This is a genomic window from Dongia soli (assembly GCF_034044715.1).
GTDB classification, from domain to species: Bacteria; Pseudomonadota; Alphaproteobacteria; order Dongiales; family Dongiaceae; genus Dongia_B; species Dongia_B soli.
Genome location: NZ_JAXCLW010000015.1, coordinates 21,835 through 45,149 on the forward strand (window position 1 = coordinate 21,835; position 23,315 = coordinate 45,149).

Consider the following 23,315-nt stretch of genomic DNA (forward strand, 5'->3'; position numbering starts at 1 on the left):
AGTTCATTTTGATATCGGAAGCACCACGTCGCTTTTATCGCGACGTCACGGTCCAACGCGGTGATGATGGATGGCAGATCGCTTTGGACGGCAAGCTGCTGCGCTCGCCCGCGAAAGCGCCCCTCGTTCTCCCTAGCGAAGCCTTGGCCCAGGCCATCCAGGCGGAATGGGATGGGCAAGCGGAGCGCATTCAGCCGCGTTCCATGCCGATGATGCAACTGGTCAGCACGTCGGTAGATCGGGTGATCCCTAACCGGGCACAGATCGTCACGGATATCACCGCCTATGCCGCCAGCGACCTGATCTGCTATCGCGCTGAAGCGCCAGAGGAACTGGTTCGCCGCCAGGAAGAACATTGGCAGGCCTTGACCGACTGGGCGAGCCACCGTTTCGATGTCAGCCTGCGTACCACGACCGGCATCATGGCGGTCGAACAATCAGCGCAGAGCCTGGCTATTTTTGCCCGGATCGTCGATCAGCTCGATCCCTGGCGGCTGACAGCCCTGGCCAATGTCACTACGACTGCGGGGTCCCTGGTCATTGCGTTGGCACTGCTGGAAGGCCGGTTGACGCCGGAAACCGCTGTTAGCGCGGCACAGCTCGACGAGCTCTATCAGGCCGAAAGATGGGGCGAGGATGCCGAGGCCGGGGCGAGGCGCCAGGGGCAGGCGCGAGAGATTGCCGATGCCGCACGATTCGTGACGTTATTGGACAACTCCGCACGCCACGAATGAGATCAGCTTAGCTTCCTGATTTGGCTACATTTTTCTGTGTCTTCTCTGGCATGAGCCTTCGTGCTATTGCAGCATCTCGCGACTGCAATATGACAGATCGGCGGCTGACCGATGGGGATCCGATGAAGCGGGGAGTAGAGACGACATGCAGGACATTCTGAAGCGTCTGGAAGACATGCGGGATGCGGCCCGGGCGGGCGGCGGTCAGAAGCGCGTCGATGCCCAGCATGCCAAGGGCCGCTTGACGGCACGGGAACGCATCGAATTGCTGCTTGACCCGGATTCCTTCGAAGAATGGGATATGTTCGTCGAGCATCGCTGCGCCGATTTCGGCATGGCCGCGAACAAAGTGCCGGGCGACGGTGTCGTGACCGGCTATGGCACGGTCAATGGGCGCCTAATCTTCGTCTTCAGCCAGGACTTCACCGTTTTCGGCGGTTCGCTCTCCGAAGCCCATGCCGAGAAGATCTGCAAGGTGATGGACCAAGCCATGCGAGTCGGGGCGCCGGTGATCGGGCTCAACGATTCCGGTGGTGCCCGCATTCAGGAAGGTGTTGCCTCCCTCGCCGGCTATGCCGAGGTGTTCCAGCGCAATATCATGGCCTCCGGTGTCGTGCCGCAGATTTCGTTGGTGATGGGCCCTTGCGCCGGTGGCGCGGTCTATTCGCCGGCCATGACCGACTTCATCTTCATGGTGAAGGATTCTTCTTACATGTTTGTCACCGGTCCGGATGTGGTGAAGACGGTGACCCATGAAACGGTCACTTTCGAGCAGTTAGGCGGCGCGCTGACCCATAGCCAGAAATCGGGCGTGGCCGATCTCGCTTTCGAAAACGATGTGGAAGCGCTGCTGCAATTGCGCCGCTTCATCGATTTCCTGCCTGCCTCCAATCGCGAAAAGGCGCCGCTGCGTGAAACGCCGGATCCGATCGATCGGGATGAGCCCTCGCTCGATACGTTGATCCCTGCCAATCCGAACAAGCCCTATGACATGCACGAGCTGATCCGCAAGGTGGCCGATGAGGGCGATTTCTTCGAGATTCAGCCGGAATTCGCCAAGAACATCCTGACCGGATTTGCGCGCTTGGGCGGCGAGACGGTCGGCATCGTCGCCAATCAGCCAATGGTTTTGGCTGGCTGCCTGGATATCGATAGCAGCCGCAAGGCAGCACGCTTTGTCCGCTTCTGCGACTGCTTCAATATTCCCATTATCACCTTCGTCGATGTGCCGGGCTTCCTGCCGGGCACGGCGCAGGAATATGGCGGCATTATCAAGCACGGCGCCAAGTTGCTCTTTGCCTATGGCGAAGCGACGGTACCCAAGATCACCGTGATCACCCGCAAGGCTTATGGCGGCGCCTACGACGTTATGAGTTCCAAGCATTTGCGCGGCGATGTCAATTTCGCTTGGCCCTCTGCCGAAATCGCGGTGATGGGGCCAAAGGGTGCGGTGGAAATCATTTTCCGGTCCGATATCGGCGATAAGGACAAGATCGCCGCACGCACGGAAGAATATCGCGAGAAATTCGCCAATCCGTTTGTCGCCGGCGCTCGCGGCTTTATCGACGATGTGATCATGCCGCATTCGACCCGCAAGCGGCTTTGCCGGTCGCTGGCCATGCTGCGGGACAAGCAATTGAGCAATCCCTGGAAGAAGCACGACAACATCCCGCTGTAACGGCGGGTACGGGACAGGACGTAAAGGGATTGCCGAAGGAAGCGCGGAACATGTTCAAAAAGATTCTGATTGCCAATCGAGGGGAGATTGCCTGCCGGGTCATTCGCACGGCGCGCGCCATGAGGATCAAGACGGTCGCGGTTTATTCCGATGCCGATGCCGATGCCTTGCATGTGCGCGAAGCCGATGAGGTCGTGCATATTGGCCCGGCACCAGCGGCACAGAGCTATCTGCAGATCGATCGTATCGTCGAAGCCTGTGTCAAGACCGGTGCGGAGGCGGTGCATCCCGGCTATGGCTTTTTGTCGGAGAATATGAAATTCGCCGATGCCTTGAAGCGCGCCGGCATCGTTTTCATCGGTCCCGATCCCCACGCGATCTACGCAATGGGCGACAAGATCGAATCCAAGAAGCTGGCAAAGGAAGCGGGCGTCAGCACGGTGCCGGGCTATCTCGGCGTCATCAAGGATGCCGAGGAGGCGGCAAAGATCTCCAAGGAAATCGGCTATCCGGTGATGATCAAGGCCTCTGCCGGCGGCGGCGGCAAGGGCATGCGCATCGCCCATAACGATCAGGAAGCGCGCGACGGTTTCCGCTCGGCGACCAGCGAAGCGAAATCCAGCTTCGCCGACGACCGCGTTTTCGTGGAAAAGTTCGTCCAGGAACCGCGGCATATCGAAATCCAGATTCTTGCCGATGGTCACGGCAACTGCATCTATCTTGGTGAGCGCGAATGCTCGATTCAGCGCCGGCACCAGAAGGTGATCGAAGAGGCGCCGAGCCCGTTTCTCGACGAAAAGACACGCGCAGCGATGGGCGAGCAGGCGGTCGCTTTGGCCAAGGCGGTCAAATACAAATCGGCCGGTACGGTGGAATTCATTGTCGACGGCAAGCGCAATTTCTACTTCCTGGAAATGAACACGCGTCTGCAGGTCGAACATCCGGTCACAGAAATGGTGACGGGGCTGGATCTGGTCGAGCAGATGATCCGGGTTGCTGCCGGCGAAAAGCTCTCGTTGAAGCAATCGGATGTGAAGCTGAAGGGCTGGGCCATCGAATCTCGCGTCTATGCCGAGGATCCGCTGCGCAATTTCCTGCCTTCGACCGGCCGTCTGGTGCGCTACCGCGAACCCTCGACGGGACCGGTGGTGCGTGTCGATAGCGGCGTCTATGAGGGCGCCGAGATCAGCATGTTCTACGATCCCATGATCGCCAAGCTGGTGACCTATGGCGAGGATCGCGGCGCGGCGATCAGCGCCATGCGGGAGGCGCTGGATTCCTTCTATATCCGCGGCCTCGGCCATAATGTCGGTTTCCTGTCAGCGTTGATGGCGCATCCCCGGTTCCAGGCCGGCCGTCTCACGACCGGCTTCATCGCCGAGGAATTTCCCGATGGCTTCCACGGCGTTGCTTTGAACGAGGACGAGATGGCGGATCTCGTCGCCGTGGCGGCGATCATCCATCAGGGATTTGCCCGCCGCGCGGTAAGCGGGAAGCCGCATTTCCGCACCCGTGGCTCGGTCGCCAATGGTCATTGGACGATCAAAATCGGCAAGGAAAAGCGTCAGGTCAGCATCGTTGAGACCGCCTCGGGTCATGCGGTGATTGATGGCAAACGCAGCTGCGAAATCGTCAGCACCTGGCGGCTCGACGAAAACCTGTTCCATGGCCGCATCGATGGCCGCGCGATAACCGTGCAAGTCGAACGCGATGGCATCGGCTATCGCATGTCTTATGCAGGTGCGGCACTGAAGGTTCTGGTCCTGCTGCCGCGCGCGGCCGAGCTCGCCGAACACATGCTGGAAAAGACGCCGCCGGATATGTCCAAATATCTGCTGTCGCCGATGCCGGGCTTGCTGGTTTCGCTGGCGGTGCAGCCGGGGCAGGATGTGAAGGCGGGGCAGGAGCTAGCCGTCGTCGAGGCCATGAAGATGGAAAACCTGTTGCGGGCGGAGCGCGATGGCAAGGTGGCGAACCTTCACGCCAAACCGGGTGACAGCCTGGCCGTCGATCAGATCATCATGGAGTTTGCCTGATGAGCGACCAACCGACCTCACCGTTGCCTGCGGGCCACAAAGCCGAACGCGTGCGCATCGCTGGCCGCGTTCAGGGGGTCTGGTATCGGGCCTGGACGGTAGAACAGGCAGAGGCGCGCGAACTCAATGGATGGGTGCGCAACCGGCAAGATGGCACTGTCGAGGCATTGTTCGTCGGCCCCGCCGATAAAGTCGATGACATGATCGCCGCTTGCCATCGCGGCCCAGAGCATGCCCGTGTCGAAAGCGTCGTCCGGGAGGCGGCGCAAGGTATCGTTGGCGACGGTTTCCGCCAATTGCCGGATGCTTGAAACGGGCTTACCGCAAGAGCCCCAATTTAAGCGGACGGGCGCAAGGGATCCATTGCTGTGCGACCCATGCGATGCGCTCTATCCGTAGCCATCCGTGCCAGACCTTCATCCGGTCGGGTTGGTCTAGCCAAACACTTCATAAAAGGTTTCCTTCAGGACCATATCGACTTCCGGTAGCGAAACGATCTGGCCGAGCTTGGCAAAGGAAGTGACGCCGAGCGGATCGCGCGCGGTTTCCCGGATGCCGCAGGGAACGATGCCCGAGAAATGGCTGAGGTCCGGTTCCACATTGATGGCGATGCCGTGATACGTGACCCAGCGCCGGACGCGGACCCCGATGGCAGCGATCTTATCCTCGCGCTTGCCGTCCACCACCCAGATGCCGACCCGCCCGTCGCGCCGCTCGCCCCGGATGTTGAAACGATTGAGGCTGCGAATCACCCAGTCCTCGAGGTCGTGGACATAGCGTCGCAGATCCTGGCCGCGTTGCCGGAGATCCAGCATGACATAAGCCACGCGCTGGCCGGGTCCATGATACGTGTATTGGCCGCCGCGCCCAGTGGGATAAACCGGAAAGCGGTCGGCAACGAGCAGATCGCTGCGGCGAGCGCTCGTTCCGGCAGTGTAAAGGGGTGGGTGTTCCAGCAGCCAGACCTGTTCGTTGGCCTCGCTGGCGCCGATCGCCGCCACCCTGGCCTCCATTTCGGCGATGGCCGTGGGATAGGGCACCAATTCGTCGGAAATCCGCCAATCGACCTTTCGTGGCTTGGCCGGGCTTCCGGGCACCTTTAATTCGCTTCCTGTCACGTCGGACCGCTTTCGTCCTTGATCATGCTGTGGCGATTTGCTATTCCCCCGGCCGAGCCCTGGCAAGTGCTTCTTGGCGGCTGGGGATCGATCTGATGCCAGGATGCGGTCGTGGCGGAATTGGTAGACGCGCAGCGTTGAGGTCGCTGTGGGGCAACCCGTGGAAGTTCGAGTCTTCTCGACCGCACCATCAGATCAGTCACATAAGGCCAGTCGCCCGGCGACTTTCGGCAAGCCTCTTAGATAGCGGTAACTTTCTGAAAAAATAGACAGATTTCCTGTCGCACCCCTAGCGCTGGCGCTTGGGCTGGCTATAATCCGTGCCGAATTTGGACGATTTCTCGACGTTAGGGGGAAAGAATGGCGGATGACAGCCTAAGGGCCGCGGCGCTGGAATATCACCGGCAGCCGAAACCGGGCAAACTGGCGATTATGGCGACGAAACCCCTCGCCAACCAACGGGACCTGGCACTGGCCTATTCCCCCGGCGTGGCCGCTGCCTGTGAGGCGATCGTCGCCGATCCAGGCGCTGCCGCCGATATGACCAGCAGGAGCAATCTGGTGGCCGTCGTGACCAACGGCACGGCGGTTCTGGGGCTCGGCGCGATCGGGCCCTTGGCGGCCAAGCCGGTGATGGAAGGCAAGGCGGTCCTGTTCAAAAAATTCGCCGATATCGACGTCTTCGATATCGAGGTGAACGAGACCGATCCCGATAAATTCGTGGACATCGTCGCCGCTTTGGAACCCAGTTTCGGCGGCATCAATCTGGAAGACATCAAGGCGCCTGAATGCTTCGAAATCGAGAAGAAGCTGAAGGAGCGGATGAAAATCCCGGTGATGCATGACGATCAGCATGGAACCGCGATCATCGTTGCCGCCGCCCTGGTGAACGGCCTTGCTGTCGTCGGCAAGGAAATCCGCGATGTGAAGCTGGTCGCCTCGGGCGCCGGTGCGGCCGCGCTCGCTTGCCTCGATCTGCTGGTCGCAATGGGGTTGCCGCTCGAGAACATCATCGTCACCGATATTGCCGGCGTGGTCTATGAAGGCCGCAAGGAATTGATGGATCCACGCAAGGCGCGTTATGCCAAGAAGACCAATGCACGCACCCTGGGCGACGTCATCAAGGGTGCCGATATCTTCCTGGGGCTTTCTGCGCCGCGCGTCCTCACGCCGGAAATGGTTGCCAGCATGGGACCGAGGCCGTTGGTCTTTGCTCTCGCCAATCCCACGCCGGAAATTCTGCCCGATGAAGTCAAGGCGGTGCGGCCGGATGCGGTGATCGCCACCGGGCGCTCGGACTATCCCAATCAGGTCAATAACGTCCTCTGCTTCCCCTTCATTTTCCGTGGTGCGCTCGATGTCGGCGCTACGGCGATCAACGAAGCGATGAAGGTTGCCTGCGTCAAGGCGATCGCCAATCTGGCGCGGGCGGAAAGCTCCGATATCGTCGCCAGTGCTTATGCCGATCAGGAACTGCAATTCGGTCCCGACTATCTCATTCCGAAACCCTTCGATCCGCGCCTCATCGTCGAAATCGCGCCGGCTGTTGCCAAGGCGGCGATGGAAAGCGGTGTCGCCACACGGCCGATCATCGATTGGGAAGAATATCGCGAGAAGCTGTCACAATTCGTCTTCCGCTCGGGCCTCTTGATGAAGCCGATTTTCGAGCGTGCGCGTCGCGAGCCCTGCCGCGTCGTCTATGCCGAAGGCGAAGATGAACGCGTGCTGCGCGCGGTGCAGACATTGCTCGACGAGCGCCTGGCGAAGCCGATCCTGATCGGGCGCCGCGCGGTGGTTGAGAAGCGGATCGAGAAGCTTGGCCTGCGGCTGCGGCTCGGCGTGGATGTCGAATTATGCGATCCGGAAAACGATCCGCGCTATCACGACTATTGGACTCTCTATCATTGCCTGACCGAGCGGAAAGGTGTGACGCCGGACGATGCCCGCACCATCGTCCGGACGCGCAATACGGTGATCGGTTCGCTGATGGTCAAGCGCGGCGAGGCGGATGCGCTGATCTGCGGTGCGGTGGGACGGTTCCACCGTCATCTGGAGCATGTCAACGACATCATCGGCCGCGCCTCCGGGGTGCGGAATTACGCGACGATGACCGCGCTGGTGATGCAGAGCGGCGGCTTCTTCATCGCCGATACCGAGGTGACGCCGGATCCGACCGCCGAAGATATCGCCGAGACGACCTTGCTGTCGGCAGAAATGGTGCGTCGTTTCGGTATGGCGCCCAAGGCTGCGCTTCTGTCGCATTCCAATTTCGGCACCTCAAACTCCGATACCGCGCGCAAGATGCGTCGAGCTCTGGGGCTCGTCCTGCAGCAGGACCCTGAACTTGAGGTAGAAGGTGAAATGCGGGGCGATTCTGCCGTCAGCGAGATGCTGCGCGACCGGATGTTCCCGAACTCCCGCCTCAAGGGTCGAGCGAATTTGCTGATCATGCCGAACCTCGATGCGGCAAATATCACCCTCAATCTGTTACGCTTGCTGGGTGAGGGAACCTCGATCGGGCCAGTGCTGTTGGGTGCTGCAAAGACGGTGCATATTCTCGATGCCTCGATCACCGTTCGCGGCATCGTCAATGTCAGCGCTATCGCCGTCGCCGAGGCGGCGGACCGCAACAAGCCGCAGCCGCGCGGCTGAACAGGCGAGTATATCAATGCCCACTATTCTGATTACCGGAACCAATCGTGGCATCGGGCTGGAGCTTGTTCGCCAGTATGCTGCCGATGGCTGGCAGGTGATTGCCTGCTGCCGCAATCCTGATACGGCGAGCGAGCTCAAACAGGTACAAGGCATAGTCGATATTCATGCGCTGGACGTCACCAGCGATGCCGACATCACGCGGCTCGCCGGAGAATTGGCCGGAAAGCCGATCGATGTTCTACTGAACAATGCCGGCATCACCGCTAAGAACGATAGCTTCGGTTCGACGGATACCGAAACTTGGCTGCGCGTCTTCCATGTCAATTGCATCGCACCGCTGCATCTGGTGGAAGCGCTCGTCGACAACCTGGCCGCCGGTACCCAGAAGAAGGCGATCTCCATCAGTACCCGCATGGGCTCCATGGGCGAAAGTCCCAGCGGCAGCTATTACGCCTATCGCAGTTCCAAGGCGGCGTTGAATATGGCGATGGTCAATGCGGCTGCGGATTTGCGCGGCCGGCTGATCCTGGCCATGATTCATCCCGGCTGGGTGCAGACGGATATGGGTGGAACGCAGGCGCCATTGCGGCCGCAAGAGAGCGTTGCCGGCATTCGTCGCGTCATCGCCGGGCTGAAGCCGGTCGATAGCGGCCAGTTCTTCAATCACGACGGTTCCAGCATTCCTTGGTGAGCTGGACCGTCCTTTAGCCGATGCCAATTCAGTCAGGGGAAACAACAATGACGCAGACTGTTCCGGCAGAACTCGATCCGGCGTTGATCAAGCAGATCATCGCTGCCGTTGATGCGGGCTTTGAAGAGCAGTGCCAGTTGACCGAGAAGGTCATCAGCTTTCCCTCACTGCGCGGACAGGAAGCCACTGCGCAGGATTTCATGGCCCAGACTTACCGGTCGCGCGGTCTGTCGGTCGATCACTGGAAAATCGATCTTGGCGATATTCAGCATCTGCCGGGCTTTTCGCCGGTTGCGGTTTCCTATGACAATGCGTTCAACGTGGTTGCGACCCATCGCCCACGCGAAGCCACGGGGCGGTCGTTGATCCTGAACGGCCATATGGATGTGGTTCCGACCGGCCCTCTCGATCTCTGGACCAAGCCGCCCTTCCATCCCTGGCGGGATGGTGACTGGCTCTATGGCCGCGGCGGCGGTGATATGAAAGCTGGTCTGGTCTGTGCATTGTCGGCCTTCGACGCCTTAAGCCGTCTGGGACTGCAACCTGCCGCCAATTGCTATTTCCAATCCGTGACGGAAGAGGAATGCACCGGCAACGGCGCATTGGCCTGTTTGGCGCGCGGCTATCGCGCCGATGCGGCGATCATCCCGGAACCCTCCGATATGTGCCTGGTCGCCGGCCAGCTCGGCGTCATGTGGTTCCAGGTGAAGCTGCAAGGCCGCCCGGCGCATGTCGGCTGGGCGGGGACCGGTTCCAATGCCATCGAGGCGAGTTTCCCGATCATCGCCGCCTTGCATGAACTCGAAGCGAAGTGGAACGCGGCCCGTCATCAGAACTGGGCCGATCATCCACATCCGATCAATTTCGTCGTCAGCAAGATCGAAGGCGGTGACTGGACCTCCAGCGTGCCGGCCTGGTGCACCTTCGATATGCGGATCTCCTTCTATCCCGGCATGAAGCTGGAACAGGTGCGGCGCGATATCGAAGATACCGTGCGGCAGGCGGCTGGAAATCACCCGTTCCTGGCCAATAATCCGCCGCAGGTGATCTATCATGGCTTTCAGGCCGAGCCTTATATCGTGACGGGGGGAGAGGCGGCGCAGGCGACCTTGCGCCGGAGCCACCGTTCGGTCACCGGCGAGGATCCTGCGGATGTGTCTTTGACAGCAACGACAGATGCGCGCTTCTTCGGTCTTTATGCCGGCATCCCGGCTCTGGTTTATGGACCGAAGGCGATCGATATCCATGGCTTCGACGAGCGCGTATCGATGCGCTCGATGCGTGATGTAACCTGCACCATTGCGCTGTTCATGGCGCAATGGTGCGGTGTCGAGAAGCGGAACTAATTGGCTTTCTGGCCCGGATGGGGACATCCGGACCATCATCGAATTAGTCGATGATGATATAGACCTTGCGGACGGTCTCCTGGATTTCCCAAACGCCCATGCTGTTGGCCGGGAAATAAAGCGAATCACCAGCTTTGATTTCGATGTGTTGGCCGCTTTCGGCGGTGAAGGTGCAACGGCCCGAGAGGAAATGGGCGAATTCAGCCTTGGTGATCTGCCGATGCCACTTGCCGGGCGTGCATTCCCAGATGCCGACATCAGGCTCGCCACCTTTGGTATCGGTCGCCGTGACGCCACGAAGCTTCGAAACGACATCGCCAATCGGCTTTCCGACAGCACCCCAGTCTTCGAGTTGATCGCTGGATTTGCCGGCCGCGTTCTGGATGATTTTGATCATAGTTTCTCTCGATATCGCCATGCTGAAAGAGGATTGATCCAACATTCTTAGGAGGAGGGAACTGCGCCGGTCAATATCGCATCGGATGTTGGCTTCAGTGTTCCTGCCGGGGAACGAAACTGCGGGCTTCGGCCAGGATGGTGTTCATTTCATCAGCGCTCAGCTCGGCGGCGAGCTCGTCGCGCTTTTCAGCAACCTTAGTGGCTTCATCCGCGGGGAGTTGTTGATTGCTGGCGATGATCAGCCATTTGACGGCCTCGCGCCTGTCGATCTTGCCGCCTTGGCCGAAGCCATTCATCACGGCCAAGCCGATCATGGCATCGACATTACCTTGATTGGCCGATCGCTCGTACCACATGCGGGCCTTGGTGAAATCGGCAGCGCCAACGCGGCCATAATGATAAAAGCCGGCCAACTCGTATTGCGCCTCGGCATTGCCTGCTTTGGCCAAAGGCAGCAGGTCTTCGAAAGCGTCGAATAGGCGTTGTTCGGCGATTGCCTTGCGCACATCCGCCATATCCGCGGCGCGGACAGCCTGAGGCAATACCAATACCCCGGCAAAAAACAAGAAGCCGGCCAGCGCAAGGCCGGTCCGGATAAAAACGTACTGTCGGACGAAAGCGAAACGAAACGGCATCCACGGCCACCAGATGATCGACTGAACCAGTCCGGTTCTAGTAGCGCGTCGGCTGCGGCCTGTCGATGCCGCCCGACGCGAGCCGGCAGTGGACGTGACGCGGGTCACGCCGGCCCTCCGGCTCGTCGTCGTTGAGGGCGGACCGTCAGCGGCTCAATGCGGCTTTGGCGACAGTTGAAATTCGCCGCTGCGGACGCTCTTGGCCAGATCGTCCAGAAACTCCGCCGTGGTATCGGGGCCATGCTTGGCGATCAGGGCGAACAATGTCGCCGAAATCGACATGGTGCCAACGGTATCGAAGGCGATGCCTTGCGAACTGGCCTGGTGCCAGAATTTGTTGAACATCTTGAAGCACAAGGAACGCTGTTCCTCGTCGGTCAGATCCTTCGGCAGATCAATCTGCTCAGCCAAAGCTAACTCCATGGTCCGGTCTCCTCTGGTTAAAGTACCAGCCGAGTTACAGCAATTGGCATGCCAACTTAGCTAGAGATGCATCGGATATGCGGCTCGCCGAAAAAATATTTAGAATCAATATACTAAACAACGAGGTTTGGGTTAATGGTTCAGGCGAGACGCCAGCCGGCAAGAACTGCCGCCTCGCCTGATCTGCCTGAATTAAGAGAGGTAGGCTGCGTTTTCCTGCACCTCAATCAAGGTTGGGCCGTCAGCTCGGAACGCCTCCTCGATCGCCCGGGTCAGCCCGGCCAGGCTGTCCGGGCGTACCGCGCGGCAACCGAAGGCTTCGGCAAGCGCTAGATAATTGGGGTTGCGCGGCCGGACCCCAATTTCACCGATATCCAGCCGCACCATGTCCATTTGGATCTGCGCCAGGAGGTCGTTATTCCAGACGATGATCGGCAGCGCCAGATTCTGCTCGACCGCCGTGCCGAGGTCCTGCACCGTGAAAAGGAAGCCGGCATCGCCGGCGACGGCGACGACGTCACGGTCGGGGCAGGCGATCTTGGCGCCGATCGCCGCCGGCATGGCATAGCCCAGGGTGCCGAAGCCGACGGGATGCAGCCAGGTGCGCGGTTCCTCGCAGGGGAAATAGGTATTTGCCGTATAGGCGATCTGGGTCATATCGGTGCTGATGACGCCATTGGCCGGCAGGGCGGCGCGAATGGCATCCAGCACCTTTGCATGCTTCTGCTGCAAGGGCGTGAGGTTTGAGCGGTTCTTGGTCCGGATCGCCGCGGCCTTGTCCAGGTCCGCAGGGGCCTTGCCGGCGATCATCGGCGTCAGCGCTTGCAGGGTGGCTCCCGCTTCGGCCAGCAGGCCTACCGTCGGCTCGTAATCCCGCGTCAGCGTATAGGCATCGAGATCGATGCGGATCAGCTTGCCGTTGAAGGTCACGAAATCATTCCAGGAATCGGTCTCCGACATTTCGGTGCCGATAGCAATCACGAGATCGGCCTTGGCCAGGTAGTCCTGGGTCGCCGGCAGCGACAGGGTAGCGCCCAGAGAAGCGGGATGCGAATCGGGGAAGACGCCCTTGCCGGCCGTCGTCGTCACGCAGAGGGCGCCGCTCTTCTCCACGAAGGCGCGGAGGGCAGTCGCGCAATCGACGGTGCCGCCTCCGGCGATGACCAGGGGTGTCCTGGCAGCGTCGATCAGCTTGGCCGCGGCGGTCAGGTCTTCCGCCTTGGCCTTGGGTGGTTCAGCTTTCAGACGCTGCGGGCGGCCAAGATCGGCCGGTGCCGACAGCATGTCGAGCGGCATCTCCAGCACGACCGGGCGGGGGCGACCGGTTTCGAAAACCTTATAGGCGTCGGCCACAGCCTGCGGCAGATCGCCGGCCTGATAGATGGTGCGGGCGAAAGCCGTGACGGGCGCGATGGCGGCCCGCTGATCGGAAATCTCATGGAGCCGGCCGCGTCCCTTGCCGAGATCCTTGCTGGCATTGACGCTGCACAGGACGAGAACGGGCACTGAATCCGAATAAGCCTGGCCGATCGGGGTTGCCGCATTGAGGAGGCCCGGGCCGGTGATGAGGCAGCAGACGCCCGGCTTGCCTGAGGCGCGGGCATAGCCATCGGCCATGAATCCGGCACCCTGTTCATGGCGCACGCCGATATGGCGCATCTTGCGGTCGGCAATGCCGCGATAGAGGTCCAGAGTATGAACGCCGGGAATGCCGAAAACGGTATCGACGCCGTAGGTTTCAAGAATGCTGATGGCGGCGTGGCCACCAATTTGATTAGCGCCCATTTTTTCTCCCCGCTTAAATGCGCTGTATACAGCTATGTGGCAGACAGTTTACTCGGAACGATCCGGCAGCATCAACCTGCATCAAAGCACCGTCGTCACGCCCTCGGCACATGATCGGAGAGTCATGACGGGTAGCAGCCAGTGGGCGATGCCTGATCGCCGGCTGGCCGGATTCGGATGGAGCTTGTCTTCGTGGACCTCGCCACACGAGGGAGGTCAGTCGTGGCCGATGGCGACCTGTTTGTTGACGGACTTGCCGATAGCGGCAATCAGCGGGGGAACCATGCGGTCGGTAGCCTTGTCCGGAGTAAGATCGGATGTTCCTCGATCGATTGAGCCACGCCATACATAAAGACCAGTCTTGCGGTCATAAACTGACAGGCTGATCCGAAACGTGTTTGGGGTGGTATCTGGAGCCGGCTTTTTTAACAGGCTACGTTTCGTACTGGAAAAAACATTGTGCTCATAAGTGAAGCCGGTTTCGCCATCCCCCCGAAATTCTTCAATCGTCGCTTCCTTCGACGTGCCGCGGACAAGATCGGTACTCACCAGCATCACCAAAGGCGCATTTTGATCGATGCGATATCCCGTCTTGACCAGTTCCGCGTTGATGCTGTCCAAGGCCGCACCTTCCAGCGTCGACTTGGCTGAATCAGTCGGGTCCTGAACAATCGTATCGAAGGCGGTCCCCGCGGCAATGGGCTGATAGGCGGTGGCGCTCAGGTTGCCGGTGCCAAGGGGAACGGTTGTTTCGACCTGTTGCGCATTCGCCGGTTGGGCCGGATCAAGTCCGGTCAGGGCGCCAATGACTAGTCCGGCAGACCAGACGACCAAGCCCAGTCTGGCGGCCGCTTGCAGGGCCGGTGCAGTTAAACCCCGTCTCTGCCTCGTGATTTTCGGCATTTCAATCATCCCTTTGTCATTCGATCCGCAGATTCCCCGTAATGCCGGCGGAATCGAATTCCATGACGACATAACATCTGCGGGCTATAATCGTTGCTGCGTGAATCATACCCACAGGTCTGCATTGTCGCGACTCTTTTCGCAGCATGCGTGAGGTTTCGCACCGAGAGGCTATTTCGCCGGAACGGGGAGAGGGTAATGTCACTTGCACGTCAAATGTCATCAGAAGGCACGTTGCAGCTCAACCGGTCGCATCTTCCATTCACCTTGGATCGCGGCATTGCTCACCGCGCGAAAATCGGCCTTATCGTGCTCGCCACGGACAACACACTGGAATATGAATTTCGCCGTATTTTCACCTTGGAGGGCGTCGCGCTTTATCAGAGCCGTATTCCCAGTCCTATCTCGATCAATCCGACATCGTTGAAGGAAATGGAGACAGGCATCTCTGCGGCCACGTCGGTAATCCTGCCTGGCATCGATCTCGACGTGGTCGCCTATGCCTGCACTTCGGGCACGGTGGTGATCGGGGAAGAGAATGTTTTTGCGCGCATTCGCGATGTACGGCCGCGCGTTGCCTGTTCCACACCGATCACCGCCGCCATCGCCGGCCTGAAGGTGTTGCGGGCAAAGCGCATCGCCTTGCTGACGCCTTATATTGATTCAGTCAACCAGATGCTGCGCGCTCATATCGAAGCGCGTGGAATTGCCGTGCCAGTCGTCGGGTCATTCAATCATGAGAATGACAACGAAGTCGCCAGGATCAGCCTGGGCTCGCTTCGCGCTGCTGTTTTGGAACTGGGGCGGCATCCGCAGGTCGATGCGGTTTTCGTCTCTTGCACCAGCCTGCGTCTGGCGGAGATCGCCGACGATCTTGAACGCGAGTTGGGCAAGCCGGTGACGTCTTCAAATCACGCCTTGGCTTGGCACTGTCTGCGGCTCGCCGGCATCGCCGATCCGCTGCCGCAATGGGGACGCTTGTTCACCGCAAGGCTTTAAGGACTACATCGACCACATCTGGCTAGTAACGATCCGGTCGAAAACCGCCAGGATCGATCGCGGGTTTTCGGTTCGCCATAAGGTCGCTCAGAATCTGACTGGAACCGCAAGCCATGGTCCATCCCATGTGACCCTGCCCGGTATTGAGCCAGAGATTGGGAATCGCCGATCGACCAATGATCGGCGGTCCGTCCGGTGTCATGGGGCGGAGACAGGCCCAGTAATCAGGCTGATCATAAGCCCCGCCTTGGGGGAAGAGTTCGCGGGCGACCTTCAGCATATGGGTAAAATGATGCGCTTCGAATTCGGTATCGTAACCGCAGAAATCGGCCGTGCCGGTCAGCCGCATGCGATTGCCCAGCCGTGAGAAGGCGACCAAATTCTGCTCATCGACGCCGCCGATCGTTGGCGCTGCTGCGGCTTCGCGCAATGGCACGGTAACGGAATAACCTTTGACCGGATAGACCGGCAGTTTGAGGCCAAGCGGGCGCACAAGCTGCGGACTGTAGCTGCCGAGGGCGAGGACATAGGCATCGCCTTTCAGCTCGCCAAGCTGGGATTGAACGCCGGTAATGCCATCGCTGTTGCCGGCAATCCGGTCGATCCGCTCATTCAAACGGAAAGTGACACCGAGACCACGGCAGATATCGGCCAAAGCTTCGGTGAATTTACGCGCGTCGCCGCTTTCATCGCTTTCGACATAGATCGCGCCGACTAGTTTGTCTTTGCTCGGTGCCAAAGCCGGTTCCAGTGCAACGACGTCTTCCATGCTAAGGGTGCGAAGCTTGATGCCTTCATCATGCATCATGGCGAAATTGCTCTGAGCGGCCTGCATCTGGCCCTTGTTGCGGTGCAGGTAAAGAGCGCCCTTGGAGGTGCGGTCCCAGGCGATGCCGGTCTCGCGTGTGACGCGGTCCGTTTCGTGTTGGCTGTGAAGACAAAGACGAAGCTTGATCAGCGTGTTCGCGCGATTGCGTTCGGCGGTGCAATTGGCGAGAAATTGCAGTGTCCAGGCCCACATGCTCGGATCGAGCTTCAGCCGGTAGCGTAGCGAAGTATCTTTCCGCCAAAGCGATTGCAGCAGGATCATCGGCGCCCGCGGACTGGCCCAGGCCGCAGCGTGACCCGGCGTCAGTAGCCCCGCATTGGCAAAGCTGGTTTCCTGGGCAACAGCGGTGCGCCGATCTACAACAGTAACCTGATGACCTTCCCTGGCGAGGTAATAGGCCGTGGTTACCCCCATCAAGCCGGCTCCCATGATGATCACATGCATGTCATCGCGTCCCGCTGTTCAAGAGGCAGCAAGCTTGCCATAATTCCTGCGGATACAACATGACGGAAATCACGGAACATAAGGGGTGGGCGATGCAAAAAGGGCAGACCTTAATCGGGTGGTCTTCGGTCAGCTGCTGGACCGGTAGCCGCAAAATGGGGCTTGGCCAAACGATGAAACCAGCCGTCGCGTTAGTGGCCCTGGTCATTGGCTTCCAAACGATCGGTACGGCCGCCTGGGCGGAGACACCGCAACTCGCGCAATCGACAATCACCTCGACACCGCTCACCCCAACTAGCCCAACGACCACGCCAGCGCCGGCGCCCGCGCCGCTGCCTATGCCTGCACCGGCCCCCGCACCTGTGACCACCGCGCCGGCGCCGATCGCCGTCCCAGCGCCGGCTCCTGCGCCTGTAACCACCACCACCACCACCACGACCTTACCGATTGCTGGTCCCGCTTTGAGCGTGACGGAGCTGCGCGAGTGCCTTTGCATGGATCAGCAAATGTCGAACATGCGGGGGGACTTGTCGATTCGACAGGATCTGTTGAACGAGCGCCAGCAGGAATTGGCGAACATCGATCAACAGGTAAAGTCACAAGCGACGTCGCTGGCGCCGGGAGATGCGGTCGGCCATCGTGTCCTGCAAGACCTGCTGGCGCAACAGCAAGGCATCCGCAACTCCATCCAGAGTTCGTTGCGCCCGGCTTACAACAACCTGGCCAATCAATTGAATGCGGTGGTCGCTAGATATAATGGCCAATGCGTGAACCGGCCGCGTTATGCCGCAGATGTCAACGCCGCGCAACAGAACCTGCAGTGTCCGAAGGGCTATTAATCAGCACGATAGCGATCGCGCCGTTCAGCGCACTTCCTGCCAATGACATTTGAGCTGCAACTGGCCGGCCGTATTGGCGATGGCCGCCATGCAGCTTGCCGCCTTATCCGGCGGTACCGAGAGTGCCATGCGCAGCACGAAGCGGGCGCCGCTGGCTGACGGAACGCTTTCCGAATTCAGTCGGACGATATTGGTGTCGAATTGCGGCAGAGCTTCACTCAGCCGTGCGATCAGGCCGGGATTGTCATCGCCGACGATCTCCACCCGATGGGTAATCTGCGCGCTGTCGTCATGACTTTCGCGATATTGAAACGGCTGTACCATCAGTTTCGCATCGGCCAAAAGCGGCAAGTCTCTCAGATCCGCTTCGATATCGGCGAGCGACGTACCTTCCGGCAAGCGCGCGACCAAGGTGAATTCGGCGCCACCGCCGAGAACGGCGAAGGTGGTATCGGCGAGATTGGCGCCGAGATCGAATAACCGGCCGGTGACCTCGGCGATCAAGCCGGCATGATCGGCGCAGATAATGGAAATCAGCGCTGTCTTGGCCATGATCTTTTCCTCCGACCGGTAAGGCTGCAAAGCAAGCGAAGCTCTAGCCTAGACGACGTTTGCCTCCTGGATCAACTGGCCGTTCAGCAAGCGGTCATAGCCGAGACGGCTAAGGTCGAGCGTTTGGTAGCTGCCGAAGGTGACCAACTCGCTCAAGGCGCGACCGATGGCAGGGGATTGTTGCAGGCCATGGCCGGAAAAGCCGCTGGCGATGATCATGTTGTCGATTTGTGGCGCGCGGCCGATGATGACGTTCTGGTCCATCGTATTGTAGTCGTAATGACCCGCCCAGGCGCGGACCAGCTTGATGGCTTCGAAAGCTGGGACGCGATTGGCCAGGGTCGGCCAAATCAGATCCTCATAAAGGCGATAATCGAGTTCGAAATCGGTGCTATCCGGATCTTCATCTTCTGCCGGGGAAACGCCGCTGATGAAGTTGGCGCCCTCAGGGCGGAACCAGACGCCATTGGGATCGATCGTCAAGGGGACGCGGGCGATCTTGTCTCGGCAATCGAAGACATAGATGTAGCGCTTGCGCGGCCGCACGGGGAGGTCGATGCCGGCGAGACCGGCGATATGGGCCGCCTGGATACCGGCGCAAGTCAGAACCATACCGCAGGAGATCGTGGCGCCAGAGTGCAATTTGACGCCCGTGACCTGCCGGCCGCTGTGATCGAGGCCGACGACTTCGTCCTTGATATAGTTGACGCCCAGCGATCTTGCCTTGCGGCGGAAGGCTTGCAGCAAGCTATAGGGATCAAGCCAGCCTTCGTTGACTGGACCGAAGGACCCGGCTGCAAGGTCACTGGTGTTGAGCCAAGGAAATTTCTGCTGCAACTGAGCCGGGTCGAGCAGTTCGGTGGCGGCGCCCAATTGGCGTTGCAATTGCTGGTTCGCCGTAAGGACCGTCTTGCCGGCTTCGGTGGCTAGGAAGAGATAGCCATTTTCATGGAACTGCAGATCCGGTGCCTCGCCATCGACCGCAAGATGGTCGCCGGCCGCCTTGATGAAGGCAGCACCAAATTGGGAAATCAGGATGTTTTCCGGTGTCGAATATTGCTGTCGGATACCGCCCGCCGAGCGTGGTGTTGCCGCCTCGTTATAGGTCGGATCCTTTTCGATCACCGTGATCGAGCCTTGGAAGCCGGGTTGGCTGGCCAAAAAATAGGCGGCTGAGCTGCCGATCACCCCGCCGCCGATAATAACCACATCGCTTTGCTGCATTTGTCCTATCCGAAGATCAGCCAGAGGCACCTTTAAGGCCGGCCAAAGCCGGCCATTCCCAGGCGGCAGTTTTACCTGGATAATAGGGCTGCGGTCCAATGAATCGCAGGCACGGGCCCGTGTCACCGCTGCATGACCCCATCTGCTGCAGCGTCGTCCATCCGAGCAGGGTGTCTTTCGTTGTGGCCGCTAGTTTGGCAGCGAGATGGGAAGCGTTAAGAGGGTTGGAGCATGAGCCGCGCATTCGTCAAAGAATCCGATGATCCCTCGGTCGAGGTGCCGGAACGCCAGCAGAGCCCGCATCCGAACTACGTGACCTTGCGAGGTCTCGCCGCGTTGCAGCAGCAGTTGGCGGAACTGGAGGCCAGCTTGTCGGCGATGGGCATGCCAAATAGCGGCGCGGCGAACGGTGAATTGGTCGACCGTCAGGCACGTGCGATCGTCGAGCGTGATTTAAGATATGTGCGGGAAAGACTGAGGCGCGCTATCCCGATCGATCCGGCTAAACAGCCGCACGACAAGGTCGCATTCGGTGCGGTGGTCGAGACTTTGGACGATGCCGATAAAAAACGCTGCTTCGAAATTGTCGGCGAAGATGAGGCCGATCCGGCCGCCGGGCGGCTGTCATGGGTCTCGCCGCTGGCCTTGGCGCTGACTGATGCTTCTGTTGGCGATGTCGTGACCTGGAAACGGCCTGCCGGCGATCTCGATCTGGAGATCACCGGCATCACCTATCGGCGGGCCTAACTGCAGGACTTTAGCCTCGCCACCTTAATGGCGTTGCGACTGTTGCTGTTGATTGAGCACGACATGCAACTCTTTCATCAGCCCGGTAATGCGTTCCGCGGATTCACCGGTCAAGGTGGCCAGTGATTTGATCTCCTGCGCGACCACGGCAAAGCCAAGCCCTTGTTCGCCGGCGCGTGCAGCCTCGATCCGCGCATTCAAGGCGAGCATCTTCAAGGCGCGCAAGACATCGAGGATCGTCGTCGTATCCTTGACGATGGAGTTGCTGATGACGGCGATGCGATCGAGCATCGCCTGGACTTCGCTTTCCAATCGCTTCCGGTCGGTGACATTGGTAATGGCGCCCTCCAGAAACTGCAGATCGCCATTGGGGCCAAAGACACCGGCCCCGGTCTCGTGGATCCAGATTTCCTGGCCATCGCGGCCGACGAGGCGATAGTCGAGATCCCACTGACCGCGCGTTTCCAGCGCGTGGCCAACGGCGGCATCAACCCTCGCGGTATCCTCGGGATGGCAGATCGATGTGAAGGTGCGAACTTGATTGTTCAGGAAATCGCTTGCCGGATAGCCGGTCATCGGCAAGACGGAATCTGAGATGAACAGCATCGTGTAGGCGCTGTCATTGCGGCATCGATAGAGGCAGCCATTCATGCGGCTGCTGATCGATAGCATCGCCTCTAGGCGCGGATCCACACCACAGGTATCCAACATGCCGGAATCCAAAGCAAATCCTCCCCTCGGCTTGGCTCCGAATTTCCACTCGGAACCCTCATTGCCATTTTTGTGCACTGCTCGGATGGTGTTAAAAAATCGGCGAAAAAGGTTAAGTATCAGTGAAATTTACCGATAACTTTCAGATGTCCTATCGCACAGCTTATGAAATGAAGGTTTCCCGCCGGATCGGACGGGCTAAATTATCATTTCAGGGCCGCGTAACCGCCGCGGAAATAGAGCAGAGGATTTCCTTCCGGCTGTGCCGAGAAGCGCAGGACCTCGCCAATGAAAATCCGATGATCGCCGCCATCGTGAATGGCATAGGTTCGGCAATCGAAATTGGCCAGACAACTGGTCAGGATGGGGCTTCCGGTTTCCCACTGCTCATAATCGACGCCCGACCATTTATCGCCCATGGCCCGGGCGAAATTGCGTGACAGGTCGCTTTGGGTGTCGTCCAGCACGTTGATGGCGAAGCCGCCGGCTTCTTCGAAAGCTGCAAGGCTCAAAGCGCGTCGATCCAAGCTGAACAAAACCAGCGGCGGCACGAGGGAAACCGAATTGAAGGAGTTAGCCGTGATGCCAAGCAATTCGCCATTCTTGGCCCGCGCCGTCACGACTGTGATGCCGGTCGCGAAATGTCCCAGAGCGGCGCGAAATTCCCGCTGATCGATCGGCATCCATCATCCCTCGTCACGCAACACGTCGACTTATCCTGCATAAGCAGCGCGGATTGGCAATATCAGCGCATCGATCGCAAAACAAGCGGGCAGGTAAACGGCAAGCGGCGACTAGGGGGCGCAAAATAAAAGCCGCGGTGATGACACCGCGGCTTTTTGTGCCATCGCTCGCGCGACGGTTATTCTTTATCGATCGTGATGCCCGCCGTGGCCACCGCGAGGCTGGAACGGTCTGCGCGGCTGCTGCTGGCGTGGCGTAGCCGTGCTCGTATCCAAGGTGATGACGCGCAGCACCTGGATCCCCTTGCGTCCCTGGCCGACTTCACAATGGATCGTCGACCCTTCGGGTGCATCTTGTAATCCGGCATCCTTGAGGGCGGAGATGTGCAAGAACACATCCGGGGCACCATCAGCCGGCGAGACGAACCCAAATCCTTTTTCGGTGTTGAACCACTTGATTCGGCCCCTGAGCTCCGAACCACCACCGTGATTGTGATCAGTCATGTTGTTCACTCTGCAAGAAGATGAATAACCGGCGCTCCACCATCAAAGCCCTTCGCGAAGGAGCGTCCAATGCTGAATTGCCGCCAACAGCATGCGGGCCATCTTTGCGAAAAGCAAGCGGCTGATTCGCCAAAATTAGGGGATTTTTAATATATGGGACGGGGTTGGGCCGAAGTGCTAAGGCACGGCTTGGTCCGAAGTCAGCACGCCGATGGGGGCGGGGCCGCGCAATTGTTCGAGCGCGACATGTGCATAATTCCTATCGAAAACCTCGCCGCTTTGGCGGAATTGGCCCGGCAACTGCCACCAGGCAAGATGCATATGGTGGTGGTGGGTCCGATGGAAATTCATGTTCAGAATCAAGGTCTGTAACGGCCGGGCCAAACGCAGGTTGTAGGCGAAATCCGGACGGTCCACCGGTGTCCTGAAGTGATAGATATTGTCCAAGAATGAGATCAGAAAACCGCGGATTAAAATGAAACCGGCCAGTACCGGCCACAGATTGCCCCAGAGCCAGGCCGACAAAGCATAAAGCAAAAGGGCAGCCATCGCGTCCTGGCGGATTTCCACGATGGTCCGGGCTGAACCCAGAGATTGATGCGCCAGTTGGCGAAGCTGTTTGAGACGCGGTTCCTCTCCCGCATAAACCCGGCCCAGAAGGCGCAGAATGATCGGGCGCGGCAGCCAGTAGAGTAGGGGCGTCAGAAGTTCAATGAGATAGAGACCGCCGAATGTCTCGGCAAAGAAGCGGCAGCGTGCCGCTAAAGCAGAAGACTGCGCCGGGTCGAAGCAGTCGGGTCGATCGAGTGGGTGGCGGTTGAAGCGATGATGCGTGAGGTGGCCGAAGCGCAACATGCGAAAGGACGAGCCGAAAAGAACGGCCATCAACCGCCCGGCCCGGCGATTGATGTTCCGGTCGGACGCAAAGAGATTGTGGATGGCTTCGTGAAGCAATGCCCAGAAACCATTGCTGGTCAGAACCACAGGTAATGCCAACCATCCCCAATGGATGCCAAGGCCACCGATATTCCGCGTGGCAAGAGTGGGCAACAGGAGCAAGACCGCCAGATTGGCAATGCCATAGCCAATTGCCATCTGGAAATTCAAGCGATGAAAGCGTTGATTTTCAGTTGAATTATGCGTGATCGACATTCCGATTTCATGCGGTATGGCCGGCATAAAAGCAACCCCTGATCGGGCGGTGAGCGGCGATGTAGGCCAACAGATTTGAAAGGGACACCGGGCTTCTGGAAAAAGCCCGGTGGCCACTACAACCGATTGAGGCTGTGCCGTCTCAAGCGATCAGCGCCTTATGGTGATGGCGGAGATGGTCTTCGACGAAGGATTGGATGAAGAAGTAGCCGTGGTCATAGCCGGGGT

The 23,315-nt window shown here is 59.4% G+C and carries 23 protein-coding genes and 1 tRNA gene; 11 read left to right on the plus strand and 13 right to left on the minus strand.

The annotated features are described in order from the left end of the window. Window positions 1-8: 8 nt before the first annotated feature. The 4 genes from SMD27_RS23665 to SMD27_RS23680 all read left to right on the plus strand — a co-directional run bounded on the left by SMD27_RS23665 (window position 9) and on the right by SMD27_RS23680 (window position 4,759). Entirely contained in the window at window positions 9-734 is a 726-nt protein-coding gene (locus SMD27_RS23665) for an ATP12 family chaperone protein (protein ID WP_320510924.1), read from the plus strand. 145 nt (window positions 735-879) lie between these two features. Then, window positions 880-2,412 carry an acyl-CoA carboxylase subunit beta gene (locus SMD27_RS23670; protein ID WP_320510925.1) on the plus strand — a complete coding sequence of 511 codons (1,533 nt, stop codon included), beginning with the start codon at window positions 880-882 and terminating at the stop codon, window positions 2,410-2,412. A gap of 50 nt (window positions 2,413-2,462) precedes the next feature. Further along, window positions 2,463-4,448: an acetyl-CoA carboxylase biotin carboxylase subunit gene (gene accC, locus SMD27_RS23675; protein ID WP_320510926.1), complete on the plus strand. Its 1,986-nt coding sequence runs from the start codon at window positions 2,463-2,465 to the stop codon at window positions 4,446-4,448. Further along, complete coding sequence (locus tag SMD27_RS23680) at window positions 4,448-4,759, plus strand: acylphosphatase (protein WP_320510927.1); 312 nt, start codon at window positions 4,448-4,450, stop codon at window positions 4,757-4,759. The genes accC and SMD27_RS23680 overlap by 1 nt, the downstream gene beginning before the upstream one ends. 123 nt (window positions 4,760-4,882) lie before the next feature. Here the strand turns inward: SMD27_RS23680 and lipB are convergent, their stop codons facing one another. Continuing rightward, window positions 4,883-5,545, minus strand: a complete 663-nt coding sequence (gene lipB / locus SMD27_RS23685) for a lipoyl(octanoyl) transferase LipB (protein WP_320510928.1) — start codon at window positions 5,543-5,545, stop codon at window positions 4,883-4,885. A gap of 126 nt (window positions 5,546-5,671) precedes the next feature. Between lipB and SMD27_RS23690 the strand changes: the two genes are divergently transcribed. The 4 genes from SMD27_RS23690 to SMD27_RS23705 all read left to right on the plus strand — a co-directional run bounded on the left by SMD27_RS23690 (window position 5,672) and on the right by SMD27_RS23705 (window position 10,258). After that, a tRNA-Leu gene (locus SMD27_RS23690) sits at window positions 5,672-5,756 on the plus strand. A gap of 170 nt (window positions 5,757-5,926) precedes the next feature. Further along, window positions 5,927-8,218, plus strand: a complete 2,292-nt coding sequence (locus tag SMD27_RS23695) for an NADP-dependent malic enzyme (protein ID WP_320510929.1) — start codon at window positions 5,927-5,929, stop codon at window positions 8,216-8,218. Window positions 8,219-8,234: 16 nt separating this feature from the next. After that, on the plus strand, window positions 8,235-8,912 hold the full coding sequence (locus tag SMD27_RS23700) for an SDR family oxidoreductase (protein WP_320510930.1): 678 nt from the start codon (window positions 8,235-8,237) through the stop codon (window positions 8,910-8,912). A 47-nt stretch (window positions 8,913-8,959) separates the two neighbouring features. Beyond that, complete coding sequence (locus SMD27_RS23705; protein ID WP_320510931.1) at window positions 8,960-10,258, plus strand: ArgE/DapE family deacylase; 1,299 nt, start codon at window positions 8,960-8,962, stop codon at window positions 10,256-10,258. 43 nt (window positions 10,259-10,301) lie between these two features. Here SMD27_RS23705 and SMD27_RS23710 read toward each other — a convergent pair whose 3' ends face one another. The 5 genes from SMD27_RS23710 to SMD27_RS23730 form a co-directional block, all read right to left on the minus strand. Next, entirely contained in the window at window positions 10,302-10,655 is a 354-nt protein-coding gene (locus SMD27_RS23710; protein ID WP_320510932.1) for a cupin domain-containing protein, read from the minus strand. Between the two features lie 94 nt (window positions 10,656-10,749). Further along, window positions 10,750-11,292, minus strand: coding sequence for a tetratricopeptide repeat protein (locus tag SMD27_RS23715; protein ID WP_320510933.1), 543 nt, complete (start codon window positions 11,290-11,292; stop codon window positions 10,750-10,752). Between the two features lie 153 nt (window positions 11,293-11,445). Continuing rightward, the gene (locus SMD27_RS23720) at window positions 11,446-11,715 is read right to left on the minus strand and encodes a hypothetical protein (RefSeq protein ID WP_320510934.1); all 270 of its coding nucleotides are present in this window, start codon (window positions 11,713-11,715) and stop codon (window positions 11,446-11,448) included. A 192-nt stretch (window positions 11,716-11,907) separates the two neighbouring features. Then, the gene (locus SMD27_RS23725) at window positions 11,908-13,500 is read right to left on the minus strand and encodes a 5-guanidino-2-oxopentanoate decarboxylase (RefSeq protein WP_320510935.1); all 1,593 of its coding nucleotides are present in this window, start codon (window positions 13,498-13,500) and stop codon (window positions 11,908-11,910) included. A 216-nt stretch (window positions 13,501-13,716) separates the two neighbouring features. Beyond that, window positions 13,717-14,412 carry a hypothetical protein gene (locus tag SMD27_RS23730; protein WP_320510936.1) on the minus strand — a complete coding sequence of 232 codons (696 nt, stop codon included), beginning with the start codon at window positions 14,410-14,412 and terminating at the stop codon, window positions 13,717-13,719. A gap of 189 nt (window positions 14,413-14,601) precedes the next feature. Here SMD27_RS23730 and SMD27_RS23735 point away from each other — a divergent pair, with 189 nt between their 5' ends. After that, window positions 14,602-15,402 carry a maleate cis-trans isomerase family protein gene (locus SMD27_RS23735; RefSeq protein ID WP_320510937.1) on the plus strand — a complete coding sequence of 267 codons (801 nt, stop codon included), beginning with the start codon at window positions 14,602-14,604 and terminating at the stop codon, window positions 15,400-15,402. A gap of 22 nt (window positions 15,403-15,424) precedes the next feature. Here SMD27_RS23735 and SMD27_RS23740 read toward each other — a convergent pair whose 3' ends face one another. Next, window positions 15,425-16,675 (minus strand): D-amino acid dehydrogenase, encoded by a 1,251-nt coding sequence (locus SMD27_RS23740; protein ID WP_320510938.1) that lies wholly within the window; start codon window positions 16,673-16,675, stop codon window positions 15,425-15,427. Window positions 16,676-16,734: 59 nt separating this feature from the next. Here SMD27_RS23740 and SMD27_RS23745 point away from each other — a divergent pair, with 59 nt between their 5' ends. Then, window positions 16,735-17,514: a hypothetical protein gene (locus SMD27_RS23745; protein ID WP_320510939.1), complete on the plus strand. Its 780-nt coding sequence runs from the start codon at window positions 16,735-16,737 to the stop codon at window positions 17,512-17,514. Between the two features lie 24 nt (window positions 17,515-17,538). Here the strand turns inward: SMD27_RS23745 and SMD27_RS23750 are convergent, their stop codons facing one another. Continuing rightward, window positions 17,539-18,066, minus strand: coding sequence for a glycine cleavage system protein R (locus tag SMD27_RS23750; RefSeq protein ID WP_320510940.1), 528 nt, complete (start codon window positions 18,064-18,066; stop codon window positions 17,539-17,541). 48 nt (window positions 18,067-18,114) lie between these two features. After that, on the minus strand, window positions 18,115-19,290 hold the full coding sequence (locus tag SMD27_RS23755) for an NAD(P)/FAD-dependent oxidoreductase (RefSeq protein ID WP_320510941.1): 1,176 nt from the start codon (window positions 19,288-19,290) through the stop codon (window positions 18,115-18,117). 231 nt (window positions 19,291-19,521) lie between these two features. On the opposite strand from SMD27_RS23755, the gene SMD27_RS23760 reads away from it, so the two are divergent. Further along, window positions 19,522-20,037, plus strand: coding sequence for a GreA/GreB family elongation factor (locus SMD27_RS23760; RefSeq protein WP_320510942.1), 516 nt, complete (start codon window positions 19,522-19,524; stop codon window positions 20,035-20,037). A 24-nt stretch (window positions 20,038-20,061) separates the two neighbouring features. Here the strand turns inward: SMD27_RS23760 and SMD27_RS23765 are convergent, their stop codons facing one another. From SMD27_RS23765 to SMD27_RS23780, 4 genes are all read right to left on the minus strand, one after another. Beyond that, window positions 20,062-20,748 (minus strand): methyl-accepting chemotaxis protein, encoded by a 687-nt coding sequence (locus tag SMD27_RS23765; protein WP_320510943.1) that lies wholly within the window; start codon window positions 20,746-20,748, stop codon window positions 20,062-20,064. Between the two features lie 206 nt (window positions 20,749-20,954). Further along, window positions 20,955-21,431: a flavin reductase family protein gene (locus SMD27_RS23770; RefSeq protein WP_320510944.1), complete on the minus strand. Its 477-nt coding sequence runs from the start codon at window positions 21,429-21,431 to the stop codon at window positions 20,955-20,957. A gap of 186 nt (window positions 21,432-21,617) precedes the next feature. Further along, window positions 21,618-21,935, minus strand: a complete 318-nt coding sequence (locus tag SMD27_RS23775) for a cold-shock protein (RefSeq protein WP_320510945.1) — start codon at window positions 21,933-21,935, stop codon at window positions 21,618-21,620. Between the two features lie 177 nt (window positions 21,936-22,112). Beyond that, a complete protein-coding gene (locus SMD27_RS23780; RefSeq protein WP_320510946.1) occupies window positions 22,113-23,087 on the minus strand; it encodes a fatty acid desaturase in 975 nt (324 codons plus the stop codon). Window positions 23,088-23,315 lie beyond the last annotated feature (228 nt).

Excerpts from the sequence above, each read along its gene's own strand:
- SMD27_RS23670 (WP_320510925.1), top strand. The coding sequence starts at position 880 with ATGCAGGACATTCTGAAGCGTCTGGAAGACATGCGGGATGCGGCCCGG.
- accC (WP_320510926.1), top strand. The coding sequence starts at position 2,463 with ATGTTCAAAAAGATTCTGATTGCCAATCGAGGGGAGATTGCCTGCCGG.
- SMD27_RS23680 (WP_320510927.1), top strand. The coding sequence starts at position 4,448 with ATGAGCGACCAACCGACCTCACCGTTGCCTGCGGGCCACAAAGCCGAA.
- SMD27_RS23695 (WP_320510929.1), top strand. The coding sequence starts at position 5,927 with ATGGCGGATGACAGCCTAAGGGCCGCGGCGCTGGAATATCACCGGCAG.
- SMD27_RS23700 (WP_320510930.1), top strand. The coding sequence starts at position 8,235 with ATGCCCACTATTCTGATTACCGGAACCAATCGTGGCATCGGGCTGGAG.
- SMD27_RS23705 (WP_320510931.1), top strand. The coding sequence starts at position 8,960 with ATGACGCAGACTGTTCCGGCAGAACTCGATCCGGCGTTGATCAAGCAG.
- SMD27_RS23710 (WP_320510932.1), bottom strand. The coding sequence starts at position 10,655 with ATGATCAAAATCATCCAGAACGCGGCCGGCAAATCCAGCGATCAACTC.
- SMD27_RS23715 (WP_320510933.1), bottom strand. The coding sequence starts at position 11,292 with ATGCCGTTTCGTTTCGCTTTCGTCCGACAGTACGTTTTTATCCGGACC.
- SMD27_RS23720 (WP_320510934.1), bottom strand. The coding sequence starts at position 11,715 with ATGGAGTTAGCTTTGGCTGAGCAGATTGATCTGCCGAAGGATCTGACC.
- SMD27_RS23725 (WP_320510935.1), bottom strand. The coding sequence starts at position 13,500 with ATGGGCGCTAATCAAATTGGTGGCCACGCCGCCATCAGCATTCTTGAA.
- SMD27_RS23730 (WP_320510936.1), bottom strand. The coding sequence starts at position 14,412 with ATGATTGAAATGCCGAAAATCACGAGGCAGAGACGGGGTTTAACTGCA.
- SMD27_RS23735 (WP_320510937.1), top strand. The coding sequence starts at position 14,602 with ATGTCACTTGCACGTCAAATGTCATCAGAAGGCACGTTGCAGCTCAAC.
- SMD27_RS23740 (WP_320510938.1), bottom strand. The coding sequence starts at position 16,675 with ATGCATGTGATCATCATGGGAGCCGGCTTGATGGGGGTAACCACGGCC.
- SMD27_RS23745 (WP_320510939.1), top strand. The coding sequence starts at position 16,735 with ATGACGGAAATCACGGAACATAAGGGGTGGGCGATGCAAAAAGGGCAG.
- SMD27_RS23750 (WP_320510940.1), bottom strand. The coding sequence starts at position 18,066 with ATGGCCAAGACAGCGCTGATTTCCATTATCTGCGCCGATCATGCCGGC.
- SMD27_RS23755 (WP_320510941.1), bottom strand. The coding sequence starts at position 19,290 with ATGCAGCAAAGCGATGTGGTTATTATCGGCGGCGGGGTGATCGGCAGC.
- SMD27_RS23760 (WP_320510942.1), top strand. The coding sequence starts at position 19,522 with ATGAGCCGCGCATTCGTCAAAGAATCCGATGATCCCTCGGTCGAGGTG.
- SMD27_RS23765 (WP_320510943.1), bottom strand. The coding sequence starts at position 20,748 with ATGTTGGATACCTGTGGTGTGGATCCGCGCCTAGAGGCGATGCTATCG.
- SMD27_RS23770 (WP_320510944.1), bottom strand. The coding sequence starts at position 21,431 with ATGCCGATCGATCAGCGGGAATTTCGCGCCGCTCTGGGACATTTCGCG.
- SMD27_RS23775 (WP_320510945.1), bottom strand. The coding sequence starts at position 21,935 with ATGACTGATCACAATCACGGTGGTGGTTCGGAGCTCAGGGGCCGAATC.
- SMD27_RS23780 (WP_320510946.1), bottom strand. The coding sequence starts at position 23,087 with ATGTCGATCACGCATAATTCAACTGAAAATCAACGCTTTCATCGCTTG.